This is a genomic window from Moorena sp. SIO4A5, from assembly GCF_010672005.1.
Lineage (GTDB): Bacteria > Cyanobacteriota > Cyanobacteriia > Cyanobacteriales > Coleofasciculaceae > Moorena.
This window is the reverse complement of sequence record NZ_JAAHHZ010000031.1, coordinates 1-21,787: the sequence shown is the minus strand read 5'-3', so window position 1 is coordinate 21,787 and position 21,787 is coordinate 1. Positions and strand designations below refer to the sequence as shown.

Genomic DNA, 21,787 nt, shown 5'->3' with positions numbered 1-21,787 from the left:
TAATGGTTAACCATCAACTCCCTTGAGTTTTGGAAAACCCCTAACCCCTTCGCCACCAACTACAACATCATTGCTGTCAGCCGCCTCTAACTGTCTAACAAAATCAGCAACTTGCTCTGAGCCGACGTTTTGCAATGCCTGTAGGAGATTAACACTTTGAGATAGTAGCTCAGTGACATCAATCCCCCCATAGTCTGGTTGATAGTTACTGAGACGTCCGATCCCTTCACCGAGTAAAACCACTGCACCACGCCAGTTTAGATTACCTAGGTGGTAGCAGCCAACAGCTATTTGTAAAATGCCTTGATAAAACCGCTTTTGCGGCTCAACTGCTTCTATCCATAAAGCTTCAAGGGTGTCGTGACAAGCGTAAAACTCTTGCTGATTAAATTGATCGACACCCTGCCAAAATTCTTCAGGTAGTACTATGGCTGTCATGCCATGCTATCTCGCGCAGCTTTAATTTCGTCTAGGGAAATTTCTTGCTTATCACCGGCAAAATCATTATCCGGGGTTAAAAATAACATACAGTGGCACTCCTTGCGTTCCCGCATGGGGACACAAGGGCAATTCCAGAAGGTAGCTTTCACCTCTGCTTCTTTGTCTTCATAATGGCGGCAAGGGCATAAGGGAGCACCGAGTTCTTCTTTGTTTTTGGCAAGTCCCTCAATAACCACAGCAGTTACGCTTGGGTCAACACAGAAGTAAGTGTCAGTACGCTGAGCATAAGTCTGAGCAAAGTTTTGCATCGCCTCCAGTTTACTATCACTGGCTTGATTAGCTATTGGTGATGTAGTCATTTAGGAAAATTGACTTGTGAAACAGTTTTTAGCATTGTATCGTACTGTCTTAAACGTAAATCGGATAGTTGTTGATCGTTGGGATACCGATACATAGTGTAGGATAATTGTTTTGATGGGGTTGAATTGGTGTTAAGACATACCAAAACCCTCTGCTTTACCCTAAATCAGCAGACATGACTGCAAAAAATCTGACCTTACCTCTGTTAATAATCCGTTGCGTTCCACAGCTTATTTGCTATCGTATCGGTTGCTGTAACTGGGGTTTTAGGGGCTCAGTCGTATTAATTACAATTCCCAAACTATCGCGCTTAAGTTGTTGGACTGGCTTCCCCACGGATACATCTTTTGGCCACAGTAAGCAACGACTTCCAGGGGGTAGGGAGTTAAGACTAACAGGATTTTGAGTCAGCCAGATCAAGGGTAGATAGGGGGGTAAATAGGGTTGCTCTTCAGCTTTACCATCAACTCCGGCTTGGGTGGCAGCAAGGGATTCTAACACTACTGAGTTACCGTGCAATAACCCTGTTCTCGGTGTCCAGAATTTCACATTTGGCTTAGTCCGACAAGCATAGGAGTAAATAGAAGCAGCAGCAATCACGGCTTGTTCAAAGTCTTCGGGATGCCATTGACTGGAGCTATCGAGGCATATGATAATTTCTTGAGAACCAGTCAATACTTCTAACTCCCGTACCAGTAATTCACCGTAACGAGCACTGGTGCGCCAGTGAATCAGACGGGTAGGGTCACCAACTCGGTAAGGTCGTAGTGCTTTGGTAAGGTCTTGGCTAAGTGATTGAGATTTGCGATCGCTTTGGACTTGCATACTGTCCTCTTTACCCATTTCATCCACTAGGGGACAGCGAGTAAGGGGAAGTACAGTGGGATAAACTACTGCCCTAGCGCTGACATATCGACGGCGACGGCACCAAAATAATCCCAAGGGTGTGGCAGTTCTCAATTGTACCTGGTGCCACCGATAGACTCCTCGTTTGGCAGTGGGATGGTAATAAACCCAGCGATGGACACTTTGGGCTGGAATATTGGCTACTGGGGTTTTGGTCATTGCTCCCAGTTCCGGTGGCAGCATATCCTGAATTTGTAATAGGGTTTGAGGCCGGAGGGTGGGGTTTTCGATTTCTAGTTCAATGGTTAACTGGTCTCCGACACTGACCGGTGAGATCGGATGTCGGCGTACTGATAGATGGTGAAGCGATCGCACTGGCAAGATAGCGGCAATTACCAGTAGGGCAAAAATCATCGCACTGATCACATAGAGCCATCCTGCCATGGTATTGGTGGCAGCGCCAAAGAAACAGATGGCAATACCTGCTAAAAGCAAACCTCCATAGGCGGGATTAACCCAGTTGGTTTCTAACCATTCGGTGGTTTGTTTAATAACGCTCATGACTTTTTACAGTTATTCAACCCTCAACTTGTTGTCTTACCTGTTCTACACTCAAGCTAAGGGCTTCTGCTACCTGTTCCACTGTTAGTCCCATCTTGAGGAAACGGGGCACAGCCTCGAAGATTGCCTGTTCAGCTTTTTGAGCTCGTGCATGTTCTACTTCCGCCCGCTCATTACCAATCAGCAATAGATTACCTTGGTTATCCCACCACCTTAACCAGAGTTGGTTTTGATTTTGATAGGTTCCCTGCCACAGTCCCAATTCGATTCCTAATGGTTCAATGGGATAATGACCTCGCTCGTTGGGCTTCATTTTGTGATAGAAACCTTTAAGGAATTCATAGACCTCCAAGTTACCGGTTTTGATTTCATAAATGCCGTAATAGGCAATGCGTATAATCTGCTCATAAACCCAAAATTTGCCTGGTTTAGTTACTTTTCCTTCCTCACTTCGGGATAGAGGAGTTTGGTCTCGTTCTTCTTCCCCGTTCCCACTGGCAAATTCAAGAGCAATTAAAGGAGCGATATATTCTCGCCATATAACGTAGGAACGGCGAATTTCACCATCTAACTTAGGGGGAACATTGGGAACATAAAACCAGTCAGGAGCTTCTGCTCCTTTTTCGGGTGGGTCAGTTTCTCGCCAATAAATACCACAGTCTTGCCCAATGGCATAGTGTCCATCAGGATGGATTTGCTGTAAAACTGGTCCAATCGAATCTGTCAGTAATATGCTTTGGGGGTGTTCCTGAAAATTTTTCACAAAACTTCCATCTGATTCTGGTAGTTGGGTGTGATCTGGGAAAGGAGGAGGTAAAACAACCCGGTCAATACTTTGAGTCATGGTTTCCTGATCGGCTACTGCTGGGGGTATAGATTTATTTTGGCAGAATTTTTCATGAGTCAGGACTTAATAAAATTTCCAATTATCTCCCTTAAAAATACCTACAAAATTTTGCGCCCAGTCAAAAGTCCCCGCACTTCCAACATGGCAGAATAAGTAGGCAAAATATGAAGGGTTTCGTCAGCTGGAGTTTCGTCCAAAGCGGTAGCGATCGCGTCTGATAAATCTTCTTTAATAATCAATTGGCAATTAGTCTGGTCTTGATTCTGGTCTTGATTCTGGCTGTATTGTAGACGGAGTGCCATATCATAAACGCGATCGCCACTGACTACCACAGTTCCCCCTGAGTTCACTAATTTCTCTGTATCCACATCCCAAATCCAAGACACATCTGTGCCATCGGGGGTTCGGTCATTGAGTACCACTAGCTTAGTGGATGCTCCACCTTGTTTTTGCAAGTCATTAACAGCTCGAATCGTTTCATTCATCCCTACTGGATTTTTGGACAACAGAATCCGAACCCGCTTCCCATCCACAACTAATTCTTCTGCTCGTCCAAAGGCAGCGCGGAAGGTTTTAATACTGTTGTAGATGGTATCCCGGTCAATTCCCATCTCTATGGCTAGTAATCCCGCTGCCAATGTATTGTATTTGTTATAGATACCAATTAATATTTGTGGCCACTGGCTACTATTGACTCCGAGTTGAGGTTTACTAAAGCCACATTGAGGACAGTGATAGTCTCCTAGATGGGACAGATAAACCCCCTCATAGTCCAGGGGATGTCCACAACTGGGGCAGTAAATTGAGTCAACGGCATGGGGAATTTCATCAAGATAGAGATCTGGCTCACTTAACCCAAAGAAAAGGACTCTCTGGGGTAACTGTTGACCGAGGTAAGACAGGGTAGGGTCATCGCCGTTTAAAACTACAACGGTTTCCTCAGGTAAGGGAGCGATCGCATTTTGCCAGCGACGGCTAATAGTATCCACTTCCCCATAACGATCCAGCTGGTCACGAAACAGGTTTAAGCCCAAAATAAATTTAGGCTGACAATCAAGCAATAGCAAGGGCAGCACATTTTCATCTACTTCCAAAAGGGCGTAGTCAGCATCCAACTGACCAATGCCATTGGTATTAACTAGGAGTGCGGTCACTAAGCCATTAATCAAATTTGCCCCAGTACTATTGTGAGCAACTTGCCAACCAAGGTCTTCCAGGATAGTGCATAGAAGTAGAGAGGTGGTAGTTTTACCGTTAGTACCAACAATTAGAATCACACCTCGTCTGACCTGATCCAAGAGTAAGGGAAGCACTTGAGGCTGGAGACGACGGGCAATTGCTCCAGGCAGAACACTTGCTGCCCCTAGGTTTAATAACCGAACCAGAGCGGTGACGGTTTTGGCAATGCCTACGGATAACCCTAATCGTAATCTATCGATAATTGATCTAGTCACGGGATGAAAGCTACAAGTTGTTCGTGGATTAAAGAGTTGGAACCAAAGATGAACCGATCAGAATCGAAACTTCCGATCAAAACTAAAAACCTACCATTGATGAAGTGGAGGATAATTAGGGAAGATTTCACGCCCACCACAGCGCAAGTACTTCACTGTGTCCTTCATGCAATAGTGCTGCATCGTTCATCTTTCATACTTAATAGGCAATGCTAGCAGTTCAAGAAGCAGAGTCAATCATTCTCAATTTGGTTCAACCCTTTGACCCACGGCTGGAAACACAGGTGGTAGAGCTATCCGCTGCCACTAATAGAATTCTGGCAGCAACAGTGACCAGTAACTTAGATTTTCCCCACTGGGATAATTCAGCCATGGATGGGTATGCCGTGCGTTATAGCGATGTCCAATCCTGCAATCGCGAACAACCAGTAGTTTTAACTATAGTAGAAGAAATCCCTGCTGGATATCAACCCCAATGTGAAGTCAAACCCGGACAAGCGTCACGGATTTTTACTGGAGGTTGTATGCCAAAAGGAGCTGATACGGTGGTGATCCAAGAAAACACCAAGCTCCAGGACAACCAGGTGGTGATTTTGGAGGCTCCCCAACCCCAAGCCTTTGTCCGTCATCGGGCATCTTTTTACCAAGCCCAAACCAGTCTTATGAAACCAGGCATTAGGCTTGGTGCTCCAGAAATCGCCATTTTAGCTGCAGCTCAGTGTAACCAATTGACAGTGTATCGGCGTCCTCGGGTGGCAATTTTTTCCACTGGCAACGAGCTAGTAACCCCTGACCAACCCCTAAAACCTGGTCAAATTGTCGATTCTAATCAGTATGCCTTGGCTACCTTTGTCTCCCTCTTAGGGGGAGTACCCATAGCTATGGGGATTGTGCGCGATCAGCCAGACGATCTAAAAAATGCGATCGCAAACGCTATCTCCGAAGCAGATATGGTTCTATCTACTGGCGGTGTATCAGTGGGAGATTATGACTATGTAGACAAAATCTTAGCCCAGCTCGGGGCAGAGATTCACATCCACTCGGTTGCCGTTAAACCCGGTAAACCCCTAACAGTTGCTACCTTTACCTCCCCCTTGCCTAATTCCATAGAAGACAGTGACCTTTCTAGCACTCCCTCCTGTTCAAAACGTCCAGTACTGTACTTTGGTCTACCTGGGAATCCCGTTTCAGCACTAGTTAGTTGTTGGCGGTTTGTTAAACCAGCACTGTTAAAACTATCTGGTTTACCGGAGGAAGTCTCGAAACCAATTTTTGTCAAAGCGATCGCATCTAATGACTTACATGCCGGTGGACGCCGGGAAACTTACCTGTGGGGACAACTGTGTTTAGATGCAGCTGGTGCCTACGAATTTCATCTGGCCAGTGGTAGTCATAGTTCTGGTAATTTGATTAATCTTGCTTATACCAATGGTCTAGCGCTGGTGCCAATCGGTAAAACCTTGATTCGGGCTGGTGAATCAGTATTAGTCTTACAGGTAGGGGAAGGTTTGGCTAGGGCAAAAGGTAATATGAAATCCGGTTGAATAACCATACTTCCTGGTGAGGCGAGCAGGGTAGGAGGGGAGCAGGGGCAAAAAGATTTTGTCTAGATATCGTAAATGTAGACAATTATCCGGATTTGATATAATAGACATCTCCAAAAATTAACCTCAAACCCTTGGACTGCCTGGGTCAAAACCGAGTTTCTGGAGATGTCTAAAAGGTAAAAGCCATGGAAGCAAGCATCTTTAATTTATAACCAGAAACTGGGTTTTAAGGGTCTTGGTGCGTAATTCCTGTGGACTAACGCTTTGTTGTCATACCTTGCTCGCCACACCCGGTCAACCGGTCACCCACCCCATCACCCTATACCCGTAGCAAAGCCGGATTTTTGGTTTCACTGTGTAAGTCCTAAAATAGATAGAGTAGTCTTGGAAACCAGGTTACTGGTCAGTAGCGCCTATCGATACTATCTACGGTAATCTTCAAGGTCTTAAGCCTAGCCAGCTCAAGCAACTAAAACGGCTGTATCACCAACGCTTACCTAGCGATAACTTGACTACACCGGAGTTTGCTCAACGTGTTGCAGCCATTAGCACAGACATTCAACAGCCCCTATGCACCTACATCAATCGCCGGGGACAAGTGATTCGTGTGGCTGTAGGTACCCCTACTCAGACCAAAATTCCTCCCCTGGAATTGCCCCGTTACGGTGCTGAACGATTGTGCGGGATTCGCTGTATCGCCACTCAGCTCAAATCAGAAACCCCTAGAGAATCTACCCTCACGGCTATGGCAATTCAGCGATTGGATGCATTGGTGGTACTTACGATTACTGGGTCAGGTATGATAAGGCGGGGTGGTGGAGCAACAGGTTATATCAAAGAAACCTATCTCGCACATTTGCTCCCTCCTAGTAACTCAGAAGGACACAATAAGGTAGACTCTCAACTCCTAAATTGGAGTGTATCATCACCCATTAGTCTGGATATTCTGACCAAGCAGGATTTCCAGGAATTGGTCGAAGAGCTAGAAGCTGAGTTTCGACGGCAATTTGTGGCTCAGGAAGTCGATGTTGACCAAGATAGGGTGCTGATTATAGGGTTAATGACTGAAAAAATCAGCCCAGAGCGATTTGAAGATGGCTTAGCAGAAATTGGGCGGTTGGTGGAAACCGCTGGTGGAGAAGTATTAGGGGTAATCCAGCAAAAGCGATCGCATCCCCATCCCCAAACAGTAGTTGGTAGCGGTAAAGTAGAGGAAATTGCCCTGACTACCCAAACTCTAGCCGCTAATCTGGTAGTATTTGACCGCGACCTATCACCAGCACAAGCTCGCAACCTAGAATCCCAAATTGGTGTTCGGGTTGTAGACCGTACTGAAGTGATTCTCGATATTTTCGCCCAAAGAGCTCAGTCCCGTGCTGGTAAATTGCAGGTGGAACTGGCACAACTAGAATATATGTTGCCTCGCCTTACTGGTCGGGGTCAGGCGATGTCCCGGTTAGGGGGTGGCATTGGTACTCGTGGTCCGGGTGAAACCAAACTGGAAACCGAACGTCGCTCCATTCAGCGTCGAATTGCCCGACTTCAACAAGAAGTAAACCAATTACAGGCTCATCGGTCAAGGTTAAGGCAGCGGCGTCAGCAACAGGATGTTCCGACAGTAGCGGTCGTTGGTTATACAAATGCTGGCAAATCTACCCTGTTGAATACCCTAACCAATGCTGAGGTTTATACCGCTGACCAGTTATTTGCTACCCTTGACCCCACCACCCGACGCTTACCTATTGTTGACTCAGTAACGGGGAAATCTAGCGCTATGCTATTGATCGATACGGTAGGGTTTATTCACGAGTTACCCCCACCCTTAGTAGATTCATTTCGGGCTACCCTCGAAGAAGTAACAGAAGCAGATGCTTTGCTGCATTTAGTGGATTTATCCCATTCAGCGTGGGCTAGTCACATTCGTTCTGTAATGGGGATTCTGAGGGATATGCCCATTACACCAGGACCGATTTTAGTAGTATTTAATAAAATCGACCAAGTAGATAGTGATACCCTAGCGTTAGCGAAAGAAGAATTTCCTCAAGGAGTCTTTATTTCTGCTAGTAAACGTCTTGGACTGGAGACATTGCGTCAGAAACTAGTTGAGTTAGTTCACTATGCGATCGCAACTCAATAAAGTGAATCAGCTTCATAAAAAAATAACTAAAATCGTGAGTTCGCTCGTTCTAAACAAGTAGTTCTTTTGGCAGTTTTATGTCTTGCTATGAGTCGATTTTATCAAAGTCTATTACTACTTTTAGAGGACTACCATTATGATATAATGACTTAATCAACTGGGTTAGCTTCATAAAAAAATCACAACTGTAAGCTAATAGATAGGGATAATTTAATTGTTAAAACCAAAACCAACTTCAAAGTTTGATGCTTCGTTCTGGGGACGCCGATATCCTAAATTTCCTTGAACAAATCCAGTTGGCTCGCAACGTCCCGATTGGCTTAAGGTGCTATCGTCTGCGAACTATGTGCATGCATTTTGGGCGCTGGTTAAACTTAGAGCCAGAAGCAATGCGTCAGCTGGTTTTTTTGTGCTATTGCCACGGTTTAGGGAAAATTAGCATTCCCGATCAGATCCTGTTCAAAACAGGACCGCTGACAGAAAAGGAGTGGACAAAAGTTAAGGAGTATCCTGAAGTTTCAGAACTGATTTGTAACCAGCATCCGCTCCTGAAGGAGTTTGCATTCTTAGTGCGTACCCACCAAGAGAGGCTGAATGGCACTGGTTATCCGGATGGGTTGCGTGGTGATAAAATTCCTTACATTGTTCAGGTCTTTCAGCTGGTGAATGCGGCAGATGCTATCATCAGCAAGCGGCTATATCGTAACCGTAGTGATCCCCCAGGCATTCGCCCCTACTGGAAACAGGCGGTAGCAGAAATTACCAAAGAAATAAACGTTGGTGCAAGAGATCCAGAACTCTGTGAAAAGTTTTTCCGCTTTCTTGAACTGTACTATCGAGGCGGTGGTTGAAGGTTTAAAGTTGAAGGTTTAAGGTTGAAGGTTTAAAATTGAAGGTTTAAAGTTTAAAGTTGAAGGTTTAAAGTTTAAAGTTGAAGGTTGAAGTTTGAAGGTTGAATGCTTAAGGTTGAAAGTTGAAAGTTGAAAGTTGAATAAAAAAATAGTTGACTAGTTGGTTTCACCTTTTTCTTTTTTAAGCTATTGCCAACGGGTCTTACAATTACCAAGCATCTCATCAATACCTGCTTTAATCGTTAGAGAAATCCGCTGACTAAAGTTGTCGCAGCATGGGTGGTTTTTACATTATTTTTGAGGATTAAACGGTCACTTGTATTTCTGTATAAAAGCAGTAAAGCTGCTCATTTGTCAATATAAATTCAGGTAAATTTTCCAAAACTTTATCCTTCATCCTTCATCTTTCATCCTTGATTATACCCTACAAGGAAAGCCTAGGGCGAACATCCTTCATCTTGACCCAGTTTCAACTGCTGCAAGTGATACACCCTAGCAGTATCAGTGAGGTTATATTGTAAAGGGGTGATGGTAATGTAGTTGTTGCGAATTGCCTGAACATCAGTAGGGATATCTTGAGGTAAGTGAATATGATCGGGTTGTTCCACATCCTCAATAACTTCACCAGCTAACCAGTAATAGATTTTGCCTCGGGGATCAACTCGTTTCTCAAAATTCTCGATATAACGACGAATCCCTTGACGGGTGATGGCAATACCAGCTATTTCTGAGAGCTTAACAGCTGGCACGTTCACATTGAGTAATGTTGTTTTTGCTAAAGGTTGCTCTGACAGCTGATTTAGGAGAGTTTTCGCAAATGAAGCCGCTACTTGAAACTCCTTTGAGGTGTAGGTAGCTAGACTGAAGGCAATGCTGGGAATCCCTCCGATTACCCCTTCCATAGCGGCTGAAACAGTGCCAGAGTAGAGGACATCAGTACCCAGGTTAGAGCCGTGGTTAATCCCAGAAAGCACTAAATCTGGCGCGCTATCCATTAATGCCCACAAAGCCAGCTTTACACAGTCTGAAGGGGTTCCAGAACAAGACCAAGCAGTAACCTTGGGATGAAAGATGTGATCTATAACTTCAGCACGGATCGGGTCATGGAGGGTCAAACCGTGACCAGTTGCTGAGCGCTCTCGGTCAGGACATACTACGGTAACATTATGCCCCGCTTCAGCGAGGGTGTTGGCAAGGGTACGTACACCAAGGGCAAAAATACCATCATCGTTGCTGATGAGCAATTTCATGAGATAGGATACTGCAGCCAAAGATAAAAGTCGCTGTTCGATTTTAATCTGAAATTGATATACTCTAAGACCGTTTACCCCACTCAGCTGACAATTTTTTCAGTAAAATGAAACAGTCCTGCATAAATGACAGGGGTTTCCGGTTCTTCTCTTACTAACCTAAAATTACTGATGACAAGCCTCAACGAGATTGAGACCCAACTAGCTACACTCAAAGAAGAAGCAACCATTGCGATCGCTTCTGCTGATACCTTGGAAAACTTGGAACAGTTGCGCATTAATTACCTAGGCAAGAAAGGGCAACTGTCTCAGATATTGCGGGGAATGGGTAAGTTAGCACCAGCAGACCGACCTAAGATTGGTGCGATCGCAAATGTTGTCAAAGAAACCCTCCAGCAGAACCTAGAGCAGAGGCTGCAAGAGCTGAAAGCAGCTGAAATTCAGGCAAAATTGCGTTCAGAAACCCTGGATGTGACTATGCCAGGGGTATATCGTCCCCAAGGTCGAATTCACCCCCTCAATAGCACCATTGATCGGGCATTAGATATTTTTGTTGGTTTAGGCTACACCATTGCTACTGGCCCAGAGATGGAGACAGATTACTATAACTTTGAGTCCCTGAATACTCCCCCTGACCATCCGGCTCGGGATATGCAAGATACATTCTACTTGCCCGATGGTAATTTGCTGCGTACCCATACCTCTTCGGTACAGATTCGCTACATGGAAAACCATGAGCCACCGATTCGGATTGTGGCACCTGGTCGAGTTTATCGACGGGATACGGTAGATGCTACCCACTCGGCAGTGTTCCATCAGATAGAACTTTTGGCAGTGGATGAAGGGATAACCTTTACCGACCTCAAAGGTACCCTTAAGGAATTTTTGGAGGCAATGTTTGGGGAAGAGTTAGAAGTGCGTTTCCGTGCCAGTTATTTTCCTTTCACTGAACCTTCAGCAGAGGTGGATGTGCAGTGGAAAGGGAAATGGTTAGAAGTGATGGGTTGCGGTATGGTTGACCCCAATGTACTCAAGGCTGTAGGCTATGATCCTGAAATTTATACAGGTTTCGCTGCTGGTTTTGGAGTAGAACGTTTTGCCATGGTGCTGCACCAGATTGATGATATTCGTCGCTTGTATAACAGTGATTTGCGCTTTTTGAAGCAGTTTTAGTTTTGATTAGCGTTACTGGTAAATTCAACGAAACTTTGATTCATCAAAAAAAAATCACAAGGTAAACCACAATCATCCAAAGGATAAGTTAATTATATAGCGTTGCTTATCCTTCTGATATCGCCAGGAAACTGATTCTGGGTCTTTACTTTGACCGATAATAATGGGTTTCAAGCCCCGTCATTCTAGGACGGCTTTAATTATAGATACATTTTTGATAAAACGTTTGCACCTTAGTTCAAGATGTGATATTCTCGGGTTAAGGAGGCGAGCAAAGTGTTTAATTTAACCTACGAGTTCAAACTCAAACCTACTGCTAAACAAAGAGATTTGTTTGAAAACTGGTTAGAAAAGTGCCGCAAAGTCTACAATTATGGACTAGCTGAGCGCAAAGATTGGTATAGGTCTCGTAGCTGTCAGATTAACGCTTGCTCCCTCGGTGGTGAATACATTATCCCAGCAGATGCTAAACGTCCTACTTATGCCAGTCAGTGTCGTGGCTTAACTGCTGCCAGGAAAGCTATTGAGCAATTAAGATCAGTTCAAGTTCATGTTTTGCAGCAAACCCTCATGCATATTGGAGAAAGCTTTTGTGAGTATGTGGGAGCAAGGTCATGGCTTTCCCCGGTTCAAGAAGCAGGGGCAGATGCGGTCTTTTGTTTTTCCACAATTAGGAGTTAACCCGACCGGGCCTGGCAGAGTTAAGCTACCTAAAATTGGCTGGGTAAAAATGAGGCAATCACGGGAAATACCTGCTGATGCTGTAGTTAAGCAAGCTAGAGTGGTCAAAAGATCTTCTGGCTGGTATGTAATGCTAACGCTAAGTTGGGATGTAGATATGCCCCAAGTTATGCCTCATGGAGAAGCTTTGGGAATTGATGTAGGAATTTCACATTTTGCTGCTGTCAGTAACGGTACTCTATTTTCCAATCCACGCCCTTTCAAGCGCCTCGAACGCAAGCTTAAATTGCTGCAAAAGAGGGTGAGCAAGAAGCGCATTGGAAGTAGCAACCGTCGCAAAGCACAGGCAAAAGTTAGTAAATTACACGAACAAATCGCTAACCTGAGGAAGAATTACCATTGGGAATTAGCTCATAATCTTTGTGATTGGGCTGGGATGATCTTTGTTGAAGATCTAAATCTCAAAGGATTGGCGAAGGGAATGCTAGGAAAGCACTGCTTAGATGCGGGATGGGGACAGTTTTTCCAAATATTAGAGCAGTGCTGTTTTAAGCGTGGTGTCTATTTCCAAAAAGTCGATTCTAAAAAGACTAGCCAAATTTGTCCCAATTGTTTAACAGAAACTGGAAAAAAAACTTTAGCTGAGCGTGTACATAGTTGTCCAAATTGCGGCTATACAACTGATAGAGATGTAGCAGCCGCTCAAGTCGTTCGCTTACGTGGACTTGCAGCCGTAGGGCATACGGTCAAGATGCTTTCTGAGGGTAAATTCGTAGGAATCCCTTTGAAGAAAGAATCCTTGTCCTTATAGGACGGGGAGTGTCAATCCACTGCTTAAAATCAGCTTGGTCTCTTAATTCTTGGAGTGTTGCTGGTTCCACTCCCAATCGTTGAGCTAATTCTTCTTCACTTAGTCCTTCGAAAAGTTGGTTAAGTGAATTAAATTCTGGTGAGTTCATTCCCAAAAATTAGAGGAAAGCTAAAAAAATAAAAAATAATTTCGTACGTAAACTAAAACAGCTAAAAAGCTGTCTTTAGTTACGTGCCTGTTACCTGCTAACTGGGTTGTTAACCAAAACCCCTGGTTCTTTCTGAATCGGTAAAGCGTCTAATACATCAGTTTGAGCGCAATACTTTAAATCTTCATGACCATTGAGCCGCAGCAGGCGTTTTCCGTGACTAGCGTGATAGAACATCTCTAGTAATTTATCTTGCCACTGGGAGTAAAGTGCGATCGCACCAATTACTTCATCATTACCAGCAATGTCATCCACTGAGTCTCCGGTTTCTTCCATAAGCCTTTGACTAATCGCCCCAGCACAAACCGTGTCTTCTAGGGAGTAGGATCCTTCCCAACCTGACCCCACTAGCCAAATAGTATCTGGTTTGTGGGTCAGTAAATACTCCACTGCTGCCAGACGATTGACTAAGGCGGCGGCTAGGACTACCGGGGAATTTTGGACACGCTGTAAAGCACGGGTACCGTTGGTGGTACTGATGAATAGTCGCCTTCCATCTACTCGCTCAGGTGTGCAAATTAAGGGCGAGTTACCCATATCACAGCCCTCTACCATTTTACCACCCCTTTCCCCAGCTCGTAGCCGTTTGTCAGTGGGCCATTGTTCGCTGATTTCCATTAACTGGTCAATATCACTGAACACTTGCACCGCTTCAGCACCAGCATTTAAAGCTGTAGCCATGGTCGTCGTGGCTCGCAGGACATCAATTGCGATCGCACAGTCTGGTAAGGTGTCTTTCGGAGTTTCTTCCGGGGTGTGGTAGATAGATAGCTTCACGGCTTGGATATAGTTGGTTTCTGGACTGCTGAAATTTTCCTTGACATAACTAGCCTGATTAATCTTGCCGATTAAACCAGCCAGCCTAATGGCAGCCCAATTTATCGGGCACGACAGCCACAAATAATAGTATATTAGTTAGCCGGTTCAATCAAGGTACCTGAAGAGATACTAAGGGGTGTTTGAGATTAGGTGGCATTGGCTCATTCAGTGCTCGGTAAATCCCCGACAAATGTTCCCGGAACAGCTGGTCAAAGACGGCATCTTGGTTGGACGAATGACCCTCACCAAACCACCAAAACCAGTCAGAACCTTCTGCTGCATACAAAGCTTCCCAAACTTCTGGATTATTTTCTTCCGTGGCTTCTGGATGCTTGGCTAAGGTTTGTCGTGCTGCACTTAGTAAGTCCCAAGCTTGATTCTTGACTGGGTCACCAATCCAAGTGGTGAAGCTACCATCTATCCAGGAACCACTATGTAGTTGACTGATCGGAATAGTTTCTGTAGGGGAAAATGGTTCGATAAACTCAGAAACCGTTACGAGTTTGATATGAGGATGATCACTCAGACTTTGATAGAGGCATTGGAGGAAGGGTAAACCATCTTCGGAATAGTTTTCCCAGCAATTCTCCCCATCTAAAGCAATCGTGACTAGCCAAGGCTGTTCTAAACCGCTGCAAGCCTCAGATTGCTGGGGTTTCGAGGTGTCAGGGTTACACTCTGCGATCGCAAGGGAAGCGCGAATCCCGTCTAAATGTCCCAGGAAATCAGCCGTTGCCTTAGTCGGTGACATTGACCCATAGGTAAAGCCAATCAAATCTGATAAGTGGTGGTCTCGAAACACAATTGCTAGGTCTTTGTGATCTGTTTCTAGACGATAAGGGCGGTAAAGTAACTCTGGTTCGGTAACATTCCCTCTCTCATCCCGATGGAAAAAGTGGTTGATACTGCAACCCAATACTATTTCATCAGAGCAAATCCAATTAAACCCAGCTTCGGCAATGTAAGGTAAAATTTCAGGACTGACTGACTGTTCGGAAGGCCATAGCCCACGTGGAGCTCGTCCAAATTTTTCTGTATACATCTGCCAAGCCTTCTGGAGGTGTCGGGGAATATCCTCCTCCCACTGAAATCGCTGTTGGGGTAGACTCATCTCAGGAACAGCTACATGACCATAATTCGTATCTACTAACAACGGTAGAATAGGGTGAGTATAGGGACTTGTAGTTATTTCCAGTTGACCAGCATCTTGCATTTTCCGGTGCTGGGGGATGATGCGGCTGAGGATTTCTCGTTGCTTGGAGTAAATGCGCTGTCGGTCTGACAAAGTGAAGTTTCGCCCCTGCTCCAACCATCTAGCAATATCGGGATCATCCCAAAACAACGGATCAATCCACGCTAGGTTATGCCATGCTAGTAGGTCGCTGTAATCCTCTAGTGTCCAATTGTTTAGGCACCACTCTTTACCCTTATCCTGGCGGCTCTCATACAGTTCTCGATAACGGGGATGGGGGTCAATCAGGGTGTAGTGATTGCCATCAAAGAAATGTTCGATGATAAATTGCTTCTGGTGTTGATTCAGTTGTTCAGTGGAGGTTAGCGCTAGGGTCAGATAAGGATCGAAAGCAGTACCAGCAATGTAATCTTCCAGTTGCAAAATTAGAGTTGGTACTAGATTAACCGTTTGATGCAACTTAGGGTAGCTCTCTAGGAGCAGCACCAAATCTAGGTAATCTTTCGTGCCATGTAGGCGCACCCAAGGTAGATGATATTGGCCTGATGCCACCGAGGCACCGTTGTAGGATTTATAAATCGGTTGGTGCTGATGCCAGATAAAGGCAACGTATAGAGGATGAGACATGGTGCGATCGCTATCCTAAACCTTAACCATGATATCGATCATCGGTCATCAGTTTTTAGTCATTGGTCATTTCCCACAGAAAGCTACCATTAACATAGTTATCATAAAATTACAATGTAGCTGAGGTTGATTATGTCAGAAACAATGGCACTCACTCCAGAAAATGTTGAAACAGTCCTGGATGAGATGCGTCCTTACCTGATCGCTGACGGTGGTAATGTGGAGCTAGTTGAGTTAGATGGTCCGACTGTTAAATTAAGACTTCAGGGAGCCTGCGGGTCTTGCCCTAGCTCTACCATGACCCTCAGAATGGGGATTGAGCGCCGCTTAAAGGAATTTATCCCTGAAATCCTTGAAGTGGAGCAAGTAATATAAGCTGAATACTCAGTTACTGAGTGGGGAGTGCTGAGTGTTCAGCCGATTATTATAGTTGCTCTGATCTCGATTGCAAACAGTAGGGGCACGATCTGATCGTGTTCCTACAAAATATCTGTCTTTCAAACCATTGATAATGGCTATAGCATTTACCTTTTATTTGTTAACATAATCCCTGAGGGAAAAGCTTCCATGCAAAAGGAAAGAGATGAGATATATTATATTATATAGGTATTTTGGGTAAATTCAAATAACTGTAATTATTTTTGAAAATTCATTTTAAAACCCTATAGCAATAATTAAAAATTAATTTATTAATTAATTCAGCCTGGCGGGATTAACTAATAAATTAATTAAGCCATAGAAGAGATTGAAAGCCTTTTACCAGTACTAAGCAATTCTGTGAAGGTTGGAGCCGATAATGGAGGACTGAAGCAATAACCCTGAATTTCATCACACTTATGACCACACAGGAACGCTAGTTGGCTAGCTGTCTCCACCCCTTCTGCCACCACCTTCAAGTTGAGACTGTGAGCCATTTGCAAAATCGCAGTAGTAATGGCTTCGTTTTTTACATCCTCTGTAAGTTGGCAAACGAAAGAACGGTCAATTTTTAACACATCAAAGGGAAATAGTCTCAGGTAGCTCAGAGAAGAGTAACCGGTTCCAAAATCATCAATCGAGATCTGAATACCAAAGGACTTTAACTCTTTTAAGGTAGCGATCGCATGGTCTGGATTCTCCATCAGGGTACTTTCGGTTAATTCCAATTGCAAATATCTCGCTTCCAGTTCGGTTTCTTCCAGAATTGCTACGATGGAGTCACTGAGATTGGGTTGATTAAACTGATGTCCCGATAAATTTACAGCGATTTGTACTGGGGACAACCCTTGAGTTTGCCAGAGTTTTGCTTCGGTACAGGCTTTTCGGAGTACCCACTCTCCTACAGGCACAATCAAACCAGTTTTCTCGGCTAGGGGAATGAATTTAGCTGGAGAGATTGCTCCCAATTCTGGATGATGCCAACGGATTAAGGCTTCTGCTCCCTCGATTTCTCCAGTTCTAAGATTTACTTTGGGCTGATAGTAAAGTTGAAGTTCATCCTGTTGCAATGCTTGGCGCAATTGTAATTCTAGCAATAGGGCTTGTTGGGATTTGTCACCAATCGAGGCAATATAAAATTCGTAAGCCTTCTGTCCTTTGTGTCCAGCATTTTCTCTGGCTCCGTTGGCATGGGTGATCAGGGTATTTAGATCAAGACCATCCCTACCAAAGCAGGCAATGCCGATTCTAGGGGTCAGGACAATCTCATATTCTTCTATAGTAAAGGGTAAGGATAAAGCATCGATCAGTGTTTCCGCCATTTGCCCTATCTCTGTCTGGTTAATTGTAGTAGCTAGCAAGATCACAAATTGATCTATCCCTAACTGAGCCACTGTATCCAAAGGTCCAACCCTACCAAGAAGTCGTTTGGCCACTGCCTGAAGTAACAAATCACCACTAACAGGGCCTAGGATATTGTTGATCTGATTAAGTTGGTCAAAACTTAAAGACAGCACTGGCAGACGACGATAACGTCCCTGTCGTTGTATCAGTAGTTGATTAAATCGCTCTTCTAGCAAGAGTCGGTTCGGTAAGTTAGTAAGCTGGTCATAACGGAGTAGATAGTCCAGTTGAGCTTGAACTTTTTTCAGTTCAAGATGATGGCACTTGGTTTGATAAAGTCGTTTTTGTAGTCGAGTCGCGATCGCATCTAGCAATTCCTCGCGCTTAACAGGCTTGATCAGATAATCATCAGCCCCTAACCTCATCCCCATACGCCAATCTGACCAGTCAGCTTTGGAGCTGAGGAAAATAAAGGGAATCGCAGCAGTTACGGGATGTTGCTGCAGAGTCTTTAAAACACCATAACCATCTAGCTGAGGGATTATTATATCACAAATAATTAAATCAGGCTGCTCCTCTTGAGCAAGCTTGACCCCACTGTTACCGTTGTCACTACTAATCGTCTCGAACCCTTCTGCTCTGAGCAGGGTGAGTAGGTTCTTCCGAATTATTGGCTCGTCTTCGATTACTAGAATCTTATTCATAGTTCTTTGGACTTAAATCAAGTGTAGTGGACATAGAAGGTGATCTTGAACAAGGTTTTGCTAAGGAACAGCGTAAAGATATAACCACCTATTTCAATACTGCAAGGGATCGGCCACAGTTGGAGCAAAGTAGGGAAAGCAGGTTTCGTTGGTGTAGCTGCGCGATCTACGGGTGTCCGCTACTAACTCAGTAGTATTGGGAGGTATGTTACCCAGGGTACAGCGGCGAAAAATTATGGCTCAGATAAGTTAGACTGTAGGGGAATCGAAGCTTTTAAAACCTTAAGCATATACCTTGCTACCATAATGGATCGTTTGACTTTTTGACGAGTACTGCGTTTATAACTCGTTTCCAGATTTAGTAGATTGAGACTAAGCGCGCTTGAGATTAGCCATATTTTGTGGTGCATGTCCTGTACGAATCCGCGTCGCATCCTCCCCAAAGGTGAAATCTAATACGAGCGTGCAGTTGGTTTTCAATGGACCAGTGTTGTCGGATTGCTAAGCCCGACGTGTTGAGGGGTGGTAAAGAAGTAAGGTAAAACATCACCTCACGGGTAGTCTTGTTCCTATGATGGCGGGTGCGAATAACCATTACAATGGTCTGTAATCTAGACCACTGCGACTGTTTGTACAAATCGAAGTCTATTTCAGCAAGAGTTACTGCCCAAACCTGACGCTTTTCAGTACGATGATGTCCTGATTCTACCCGCAGATCATAGCTATACTCGATACCCTCAAACTTATTAGCAACAGCAGTTTCAAACCATTGCTTAACCTGCTCGAACAAAGTAGGATGATTTCCTTTGAGCGCCAAAACATAATCAGCACCAAGAGCACGAATACCATCGGCTATTTGATGCTGAGTCCCCATGGCATCAATGGTAATGATGCATCCAGAGATGTTGAGTAATTCTAGTAGGGCGCTTGATGGCTGTAATTTCATTGCTTTTATCATCTACTTTCACAAGACCTACGAAACAACCGATGCTCACTCGCTATGGCACTAACCACATGTAAAGCCGATTTTCCCTGGTTGCGATCATAGGAACCCTTGATTTGTTTGCCATCAATAGGAATCACCTCGGCTCCATTATCTATCACAAAAATTATTAACCAGCTCTCGAAACTATTCTCAAAGGCTCTCGGGGATATCTGCTCAAACACTGGCCGATATGTATCTGCAATGGGAATCCCATTTGGTAATGCTAAAAAGGTCGATAACCAATGCTGGTGGCTAATCCCATAAGTTTCTCATCCGTTGCCCCTTGCCCCGACCATGGTGGCGCTCCAGTGCAATCATCACTATACTTACAAATGGATGGAGCACTCCTTGTTTCCGGAGCGGATCTGATAGATGTTCAAAATGCTCGAGCATTTGCTGCTGAACCTGTTGAACATCAAGGGCTGGTTGTAGTGGTAAGGATGGACTACTGGTGTAAGTTGAGTTAGTGGGTTTATCGAAGCCAATCACCATGGGACACCTTTATTGTGACATCGGTTTCACTAGCATATTATGAATTCATTTTTCTTGCGCTTACCCTGGTATGTTACCTAGACTTGGTATCAGTAATGAGGTAAGCAGATACTTCAGTTATTTGCAAATATTAACTGTATTGGGATATTAATTTACTAGAAAATTTTCTTTATTCAAATAAAAAAAACATGCTTAATTTTGATTAATAATGGGGAATATAGCGGTAAAATTGTATAATATTTAACATTTTTCATTGTGTTCACAAAAACTTCACATTGTTTTTTTTAAATATCAATAATTAATAATTATCCGTAGCATGGCGTTGATTTCACCCTTTTAAAAAAGTGAACATTCTCACTACCTTGTGTCAATAAACACGAAAGCGATAATGTGTTAAAGCACTTGTAGGTATTTTAATTAAATTCGATTATGATTAATCAGCAGTCAAGATTTATGAGCTATCCATGCGGTATTTTTACTAAAACCTATTTTTGGGATAATTTGACTGTAATTCAGCGTAATTTTGCTGAATTTGGTAGATAACTAAGATGACAGTCATTGAAATGGCACATTTAAATTGATAGCTTTGGGTGTAGAGGCTGATTAATAGGCTTTAACAGTCAGCAGGGATCCACCCTTATTGCTCCGCACCCGAAGCTAGGGGGGCCGTAAACCTTCAAACCTCAACCGTCAACCCTCAAAATTATCTCTTGGTGAGCGTTCCCTTGGCGTTCGCCGAGCGGCGACCTAGGAGTTGGAAAACTCGCGCTTTGTCCCACCGCAACCTGTAACTTTTCCTGTGCCAATTAGATGGTTAACAACTTACTAAGCGCGTTTATAAACGAGTTGTAAAAATCCAGACAAAAAAAATTTGTAGTGCGGGCATCTTGTCCGCCTGAGCGTTCACAACATATTTATTATTACCATATAATTATTTAATAAGTAATTTTTATCCCAATAACTCATAGAGTTAATCATTATAATTTTCATCACACCTAAACCACTTTATGAATTATTAATTAATCTATTGTCCCCTAAGTGGGGGATTAGCGCATCAAGGGTATGACTAAATAAGTATGGGCATAATCACTTAATTTAGCTTAGATACGTTATAGTTAGTTTACTTACGCCCTTCGATATAGCTAACATCACCGACCTTGACCCTGAAGTCATACCTATCTGCTGCTGTAACCCCCTTTGATTAGCTAGTTATAGCAATGACTCCAGTACTATAACCTGCTACTAGAAAAAAAAAGCAACTACAGGAAATATTTAGTACTTATGGCTGATAGTTTACGACCTATTAAGTATTTTTACATATGCACTTCAAAGTGACTACTCTAGGGCGTGTTTTCAAACTATAACCACAATAAAATTAATGCGATCGTCAACATGGCTGTATAATTTTCAGCAAGCAAATCGTATCGGGTAGCGAAGGGAGCGAAATTGCTTGATTCGATTGATAGCACGCTCTACAAGGTGGCGTTGACGATAGATTTCAAAGGTTTTATCGACCGCGACGTGGTTCGGCTGGAAAGTCGTGGTATGGTAAGACGGATACCACGACGACGGAGGTAATTACGGATTCTACGACCTGTGTAACCTTTATCTCCAACCAGTCTTAAAGGACGAATACTTCGACGGCTGAGCATTGACCTAGTCACTAGAAACCATACCGGAGCAAGGCATTATCAAGTAGGTGATGGACCAAACCCTAAGCGAGACTCTCCCAACCGTAGGCGAGACACTGGGAATAATTCTGTAAATACACCTCGGTGGTTAGCGGTAGAGTTTTTCCAACGGGATGGTCAGGTCAGTGTGGGAGTATGTCACCTGACCCTGGTTCTGAGGTAGATATCTATGTTGTAGACCAGGTTTCCCCAAAAACCCATGGGATAGGTCCCTTGAGTAAGAAGATTGCTACAGCCGAAGCAGATCAAGACGGGAAGTTTGGGATTAGTCTTAGTAATGTCGAGCCTGGAGATTACCTGAGTGCGATCGCAACTCACCCAGACTACGGTACCTCGGAACCAGCTGTGA

General features: G+C 44.1%; 17 protein-coding genes and 2 pseudogenes. 7 read left to right on the top strand and 12 right to left on the bottom strand.

Features of this window, described 5'->3' with window-relative positions; genetic code table 11:
• Positions 1 to 6: 6 nt before the first annotated feature.
• The 5 genes from F6K57_RS11610 to F6K57_RS11590 all read right to left on the bottom strand — a co-directional run bounded on the left by F6K57_RS11610 (position 7) and on the right by F6K57_RS11590 (position 4,509).
• Positions 7 to 438 carry a DUF309 domain-containing protein gene (locus F6K57_RS11610; protein ID WP_293037216.1) on the bottom strand — a complete coding sequence of 144 codons (432 nt, stop codon included), beginning with the start codon at positions 436 to 438 and terminating at the stop codon, positions 7 to 9.
• A complete protein-coding gene (locus F6K57_RS11605) occupies positions 435 to 800 on the bottom strand; it encodes a ferredoxin-thioredoxin reductase catalytic domain-containing protein (protein WP_070395220.1) in 366 nt (121 codons plus the stop codon). The genes F6K57_RS11610 and F6K57_RS11605 overlap by 4 nt, the downstream gene beginning before the upstream one ends.
• A gap of 238 nt (positions 801 to 1,038) precedes the next feature.
• Positions 1,039 to 2,208, bottom strand: a complete 1,170-nt coding sequence (locus tag F6K57_RS11600) for a DUF58 domain-containing protein (protein WP_293067634.1) — start codon at positions 2,206 to 2,208, stop codon at positions 1,039 to 1,041.
• Between the two features lie 16 nt (positions 2,209 to 2,224).
• Positions 2,225 to 3,052, bottom strand: coding sequence for a Uma2 family endonuclease (locus F6K57_RS11595; protein ID WP_293067631.1), 828 nt, complete (start codon positions 3,050 to 3,052; stop codon positions 2,225 to 2,227).
• Positions 3,053 to 3,153: 101 nt separating this feature from the next.
• A complete protein-coding gene (locus F6K57_RS11590) occupies positions 3,154 to 4,509 on the bottom strand; it encodes a Mur ligase family protein (protein ID WP_293067628.1) in 1,356 nt (451 codons plus the stop codon).
• Positions 4,510 to 4,718: 209 nt separating this feature from the next.
• Between F6K57_RS11590 and glp the strand changes: the two genes are divergently transcribed.
• The 3 genes from glp to F6K57_RS11575 all read left to right on the top strand — a co-directional run bounded on the left by glp (position 4,719) and on the right by F6K57_RS11575 (position 9,044).
• Positions 4,719 to 6,053 (top strand): gephyrin-like molybdotransferase Glp, encoded by a 1,335-nt coding sequence (glp, locus tag F6K57_RS11585; RefSeq protein WP_293067625.1) that lies wholly within the window; start codon positions 4,719 to 4,721, stop codon positions 6,051 to 6,053.
• Between the two features lie 511 nt (positions 6,054 to 6,564).
• The gene (gene hflX / locus F6K57_RS11580) at positions 6,565 to 8,193 is read left to right on the top strand and encodes a GTPase HflX (RefSeq protein ID WP_364302420.1); all 1,629 of its coding nucleotides are present in this window, start codon (positions 6,565 to 6,567) and stop codon (positions 8,191 to 8,193) included.
• Positions 8,194 to 8,438: 245 nt separating this feature from the next.
• Complete coding sequence (locus F6K57_RS11575; protein ID WP_293067622.1) at positions 8,439 to 9,044, top strand: HD domain-containing phosphohydrolase; 606 nt, start codon at positions 8,439 to 8,441, stop codon at positions 9,042 to 9,044.
• Between the two features lie 437 nt (positions 9,045 to 9,481).
• On the opposite strand, the gene surE is transcribed toward F6K57_RS11575, so the two are convergent.
• Positions 9,482 to 10,294, bottom strand: a complete 813-nt coding sequence (gene surE / locus F6K57_RS11570; protein WP_293067619.1) for a 5'/3'-nucleotidase SurE — start codon at positions 10,292 to 10,294, stop codon at positions 9,482 to 9,484.
• 171 nt (positions 10,295 to 10,465) lie between these two features.
• Between surE and pheS the strand changes: the two genes are divergently transcribed.
• Positions 10,466 to 11,467 carry a phenylalanine--tRNA ligase subunit alpha gene (gene pheS, locus F6K57_RS11565; protein WP_364302415.1) on the top strand — a complete coding sequence of 334 codons (1,002 nt, stop codon included), beginning with the start codon at positions 10,466 to 10,468 and terminating at the stop codon, positions 11,465 to 11,467.
• Between the two features lie 276 nt (positions 11,468 to 11,743).
• Positions 11,744 to 12,959 (top strand): annotated as a pseudogene (locus F6K57_RS11560) (transposase).
• Positions 12,960 to 13,197: 238 nt separating this feature from the next.
• Here the strand turns inward: F6K57_RS11560 and F6K57_RS11555 are convergent.
• Both F6K57_RS11555 and F6K57_RS11550 read right to left on the bottom strand, forming a co-directional pair.
• Complete coding sequence (locus F6K57_RS11555) at positions 13,198 to 13,944, bottom strand: 2-phosphosulfolactate phosphatase family protein (protein WP_293067700.1); 747 nt, start codon at positions 13,942 to 13,944, stop codon at positions 13,198 to 13,200.
• A gap of 151 nt (positions 13,945 to 14,095) precedes the next feature.
• A complete protein-coding gene (locus tag F6K57_RS11550) occupies positions 14,096 to 15,805 on the bottom strand; it encodes a glycoside hydrolase (RefSeq protein ID WP_364302412.1) in 1,710 nt (569 codons plus the stop codon).
• A gap of 144 nt (positions 15,806 to 15,949) precedes the next feature.
• Here F6K57_RS11550 and F6K57_RS11545 point away from each other — a divergent pair, with 144 nt between their 5' ends.
• Positions 15,950 to 16,180 carry a NifU family protein gene (locus tag F6K57_RS11545; protein WP_075903514.1) on the top strand — a complete coding sequence of 77 codons (231 nt, stop codon included), beginning with the start codon at positions 15,950 to 15,952 and terminating at the stop codon, positions 16,178 to 16,180.
• A 353-nt stretch (positions 16,181 to 16,533) separates the two neighbouring features.
• Here the strand turns inward: F6K57_RS11545 and F6K57_RS11540 are convergent, their stop codons facing one another.
• From F6K57_RS11540 to F6K57_RS11530, 4 genes are all read right to left on the bottom strand, one after another.
• Positions 16,534 to 18,270 (bottom strand): EAL domain-containing response regulator, encoded by a 1,737-nt coding sequence (locus F6K57_RS11540; protein ID WP_293067616.1) that lies wholly within the window; start codon positions 18,268 to 18,270, stop codon positions 16,534 to 16,536.
• Positions 18,271 to 18,658: 388 nt separating this feature from the next.
• Complete coding sequence (locus tag F6K57_RS41970; RefSeq protein WP_364302408.1) at positions 18,659 to 19,216, bottom strand: ISAs1 family transposase; 558 nt, start codon at positions 19,214 to 19,216, stop codon at positions 18,659 to 18,661.
• An 8-nt stretch (positions 19,217 to 19,224) separates the two neighbouring features.
• Entirely contained in the window at positions 19,225 to 19,464 is a 240-nt protein-coding gene (locus F6K57_RS41965; RefSeq protein WP_364302461.1) for a hypothetical protein, read from the bottom strand.
• A 43-nt stretch (positions 19,465 to 19,507) separates the two neighbouring features.
• The gene (locus F6K57_RS11530) at positions 19,508 to 19,747 is read right to left on the bottom strand and encodes a hypothetical protein (RefSeq protein ID WP_293067711.1); all 240 of its coding nucleotides are present in this window, start codon (positions 19,745 to 19,747) and stop codon (positions 19,508 to 19,510) included.
• Between the two features lie 1,826 nt (positions 19,748 to 21,573).
• On the opposite strand from F6K57_RS11530, the pseudogene F6K57_RS11525 reads away from it, so the two are divergent.
• Positions 21,574 to 21,787: pseudogene (locus tag F6K57_RS11525) on the top strand (right-handed parallel beta-helix repeat-containing protein); the annotation flags it as partial.

Bases quoted from the DNA above. Each gene is read 5' to 3' on its own strand.
- F6K57_RS11610 (WP_293037216.1), bottom strand. From the start codon at position 438: ATGACAGCCATAGTACTACCTGAAGAATTTTGGCAGGGTGTCGATCAA.
- F6K57_RS11605 (WP_070395220.1), bottom strand. From the start codon at position 800: ATGACTACATCACCAATAGCTAATCAAGCCAGTGATAGTAAACTGGAG.
- F6K57_RS11600 (WP_293067634.1), bottom strand. From the start codon at position 2,208: ATGAGCGTTATTAAACAAACCACCGAATGGTTAGAAACCAACTGGGTT.
- F6K57_RS11595 (WP_293067631.1), bottom strand. From the start codon at position 3,052: ATGACTCAAAGTATTGACCGGGTTGTTTTACCTCCTCCTTTCCCAGAT.
- glp (WP_293067625.1), top strand. From the start codon at position 4,719: ATGCTAGCAGTTCAAGAAGCAGAGTCAATCATTCTCAATTTGGTTCAA.
- F6K57_RS11575 (WP_293067622.1), top strand. From the start codon at position 8,439: ATGCTTCGTTCTGGGGACGCCGATATCCTAAATTTCCTTGAACAAATC.
- surE (WP_293067619.1), bottom strand. From the start codon at position 10,294: ATGAAATTGCTCATCAGCAACGATGATGGTATTTTTGCCCTTGGTGTA.
- pheS (WP_364302415.1), top strand. From the start codon at position 10,466: ATGACAAGCCTCAACGAGATTGAGACCCAACTAGCTACACTCAAAGAA.
- F6K57_RS11550 (WP_364302412.1), bottom strand. From the start codon at position 15,805: ATGTCTCATCCTCTATACGTTGCCTTTATCTGGCATCAGCACCAACCG.
- F6K57_RS11545 (WP_075903514.1), top strand. From the start codon at position 15,950: ATGGCACTCACTCCAGAAAATGTTGAAACAGTCCTGGATGAGATGCGT.
- F6K57_RS11540 (WP_293067616.1), bottom strand. From the start codon at position 18,270: ATGAATAAGATTCTAGTAATCGAAGACGAGCCAATAATTCGGAAGAAC.
- F6K57_RS41970 (WP_364302408.1), bottom strand. From the start codon at position 19,216: ATGAAATTACAGCCATCAAGCGCCCTACTAGAATTACTCAACATCTCT.
- F6K57_RS11530 (WP_293067711.1), bottom strand. From the start codon at position 19,747: ATGGTGATTGGCTTCGATAAACCCACTAACTCAACTTACACCAGTAGT.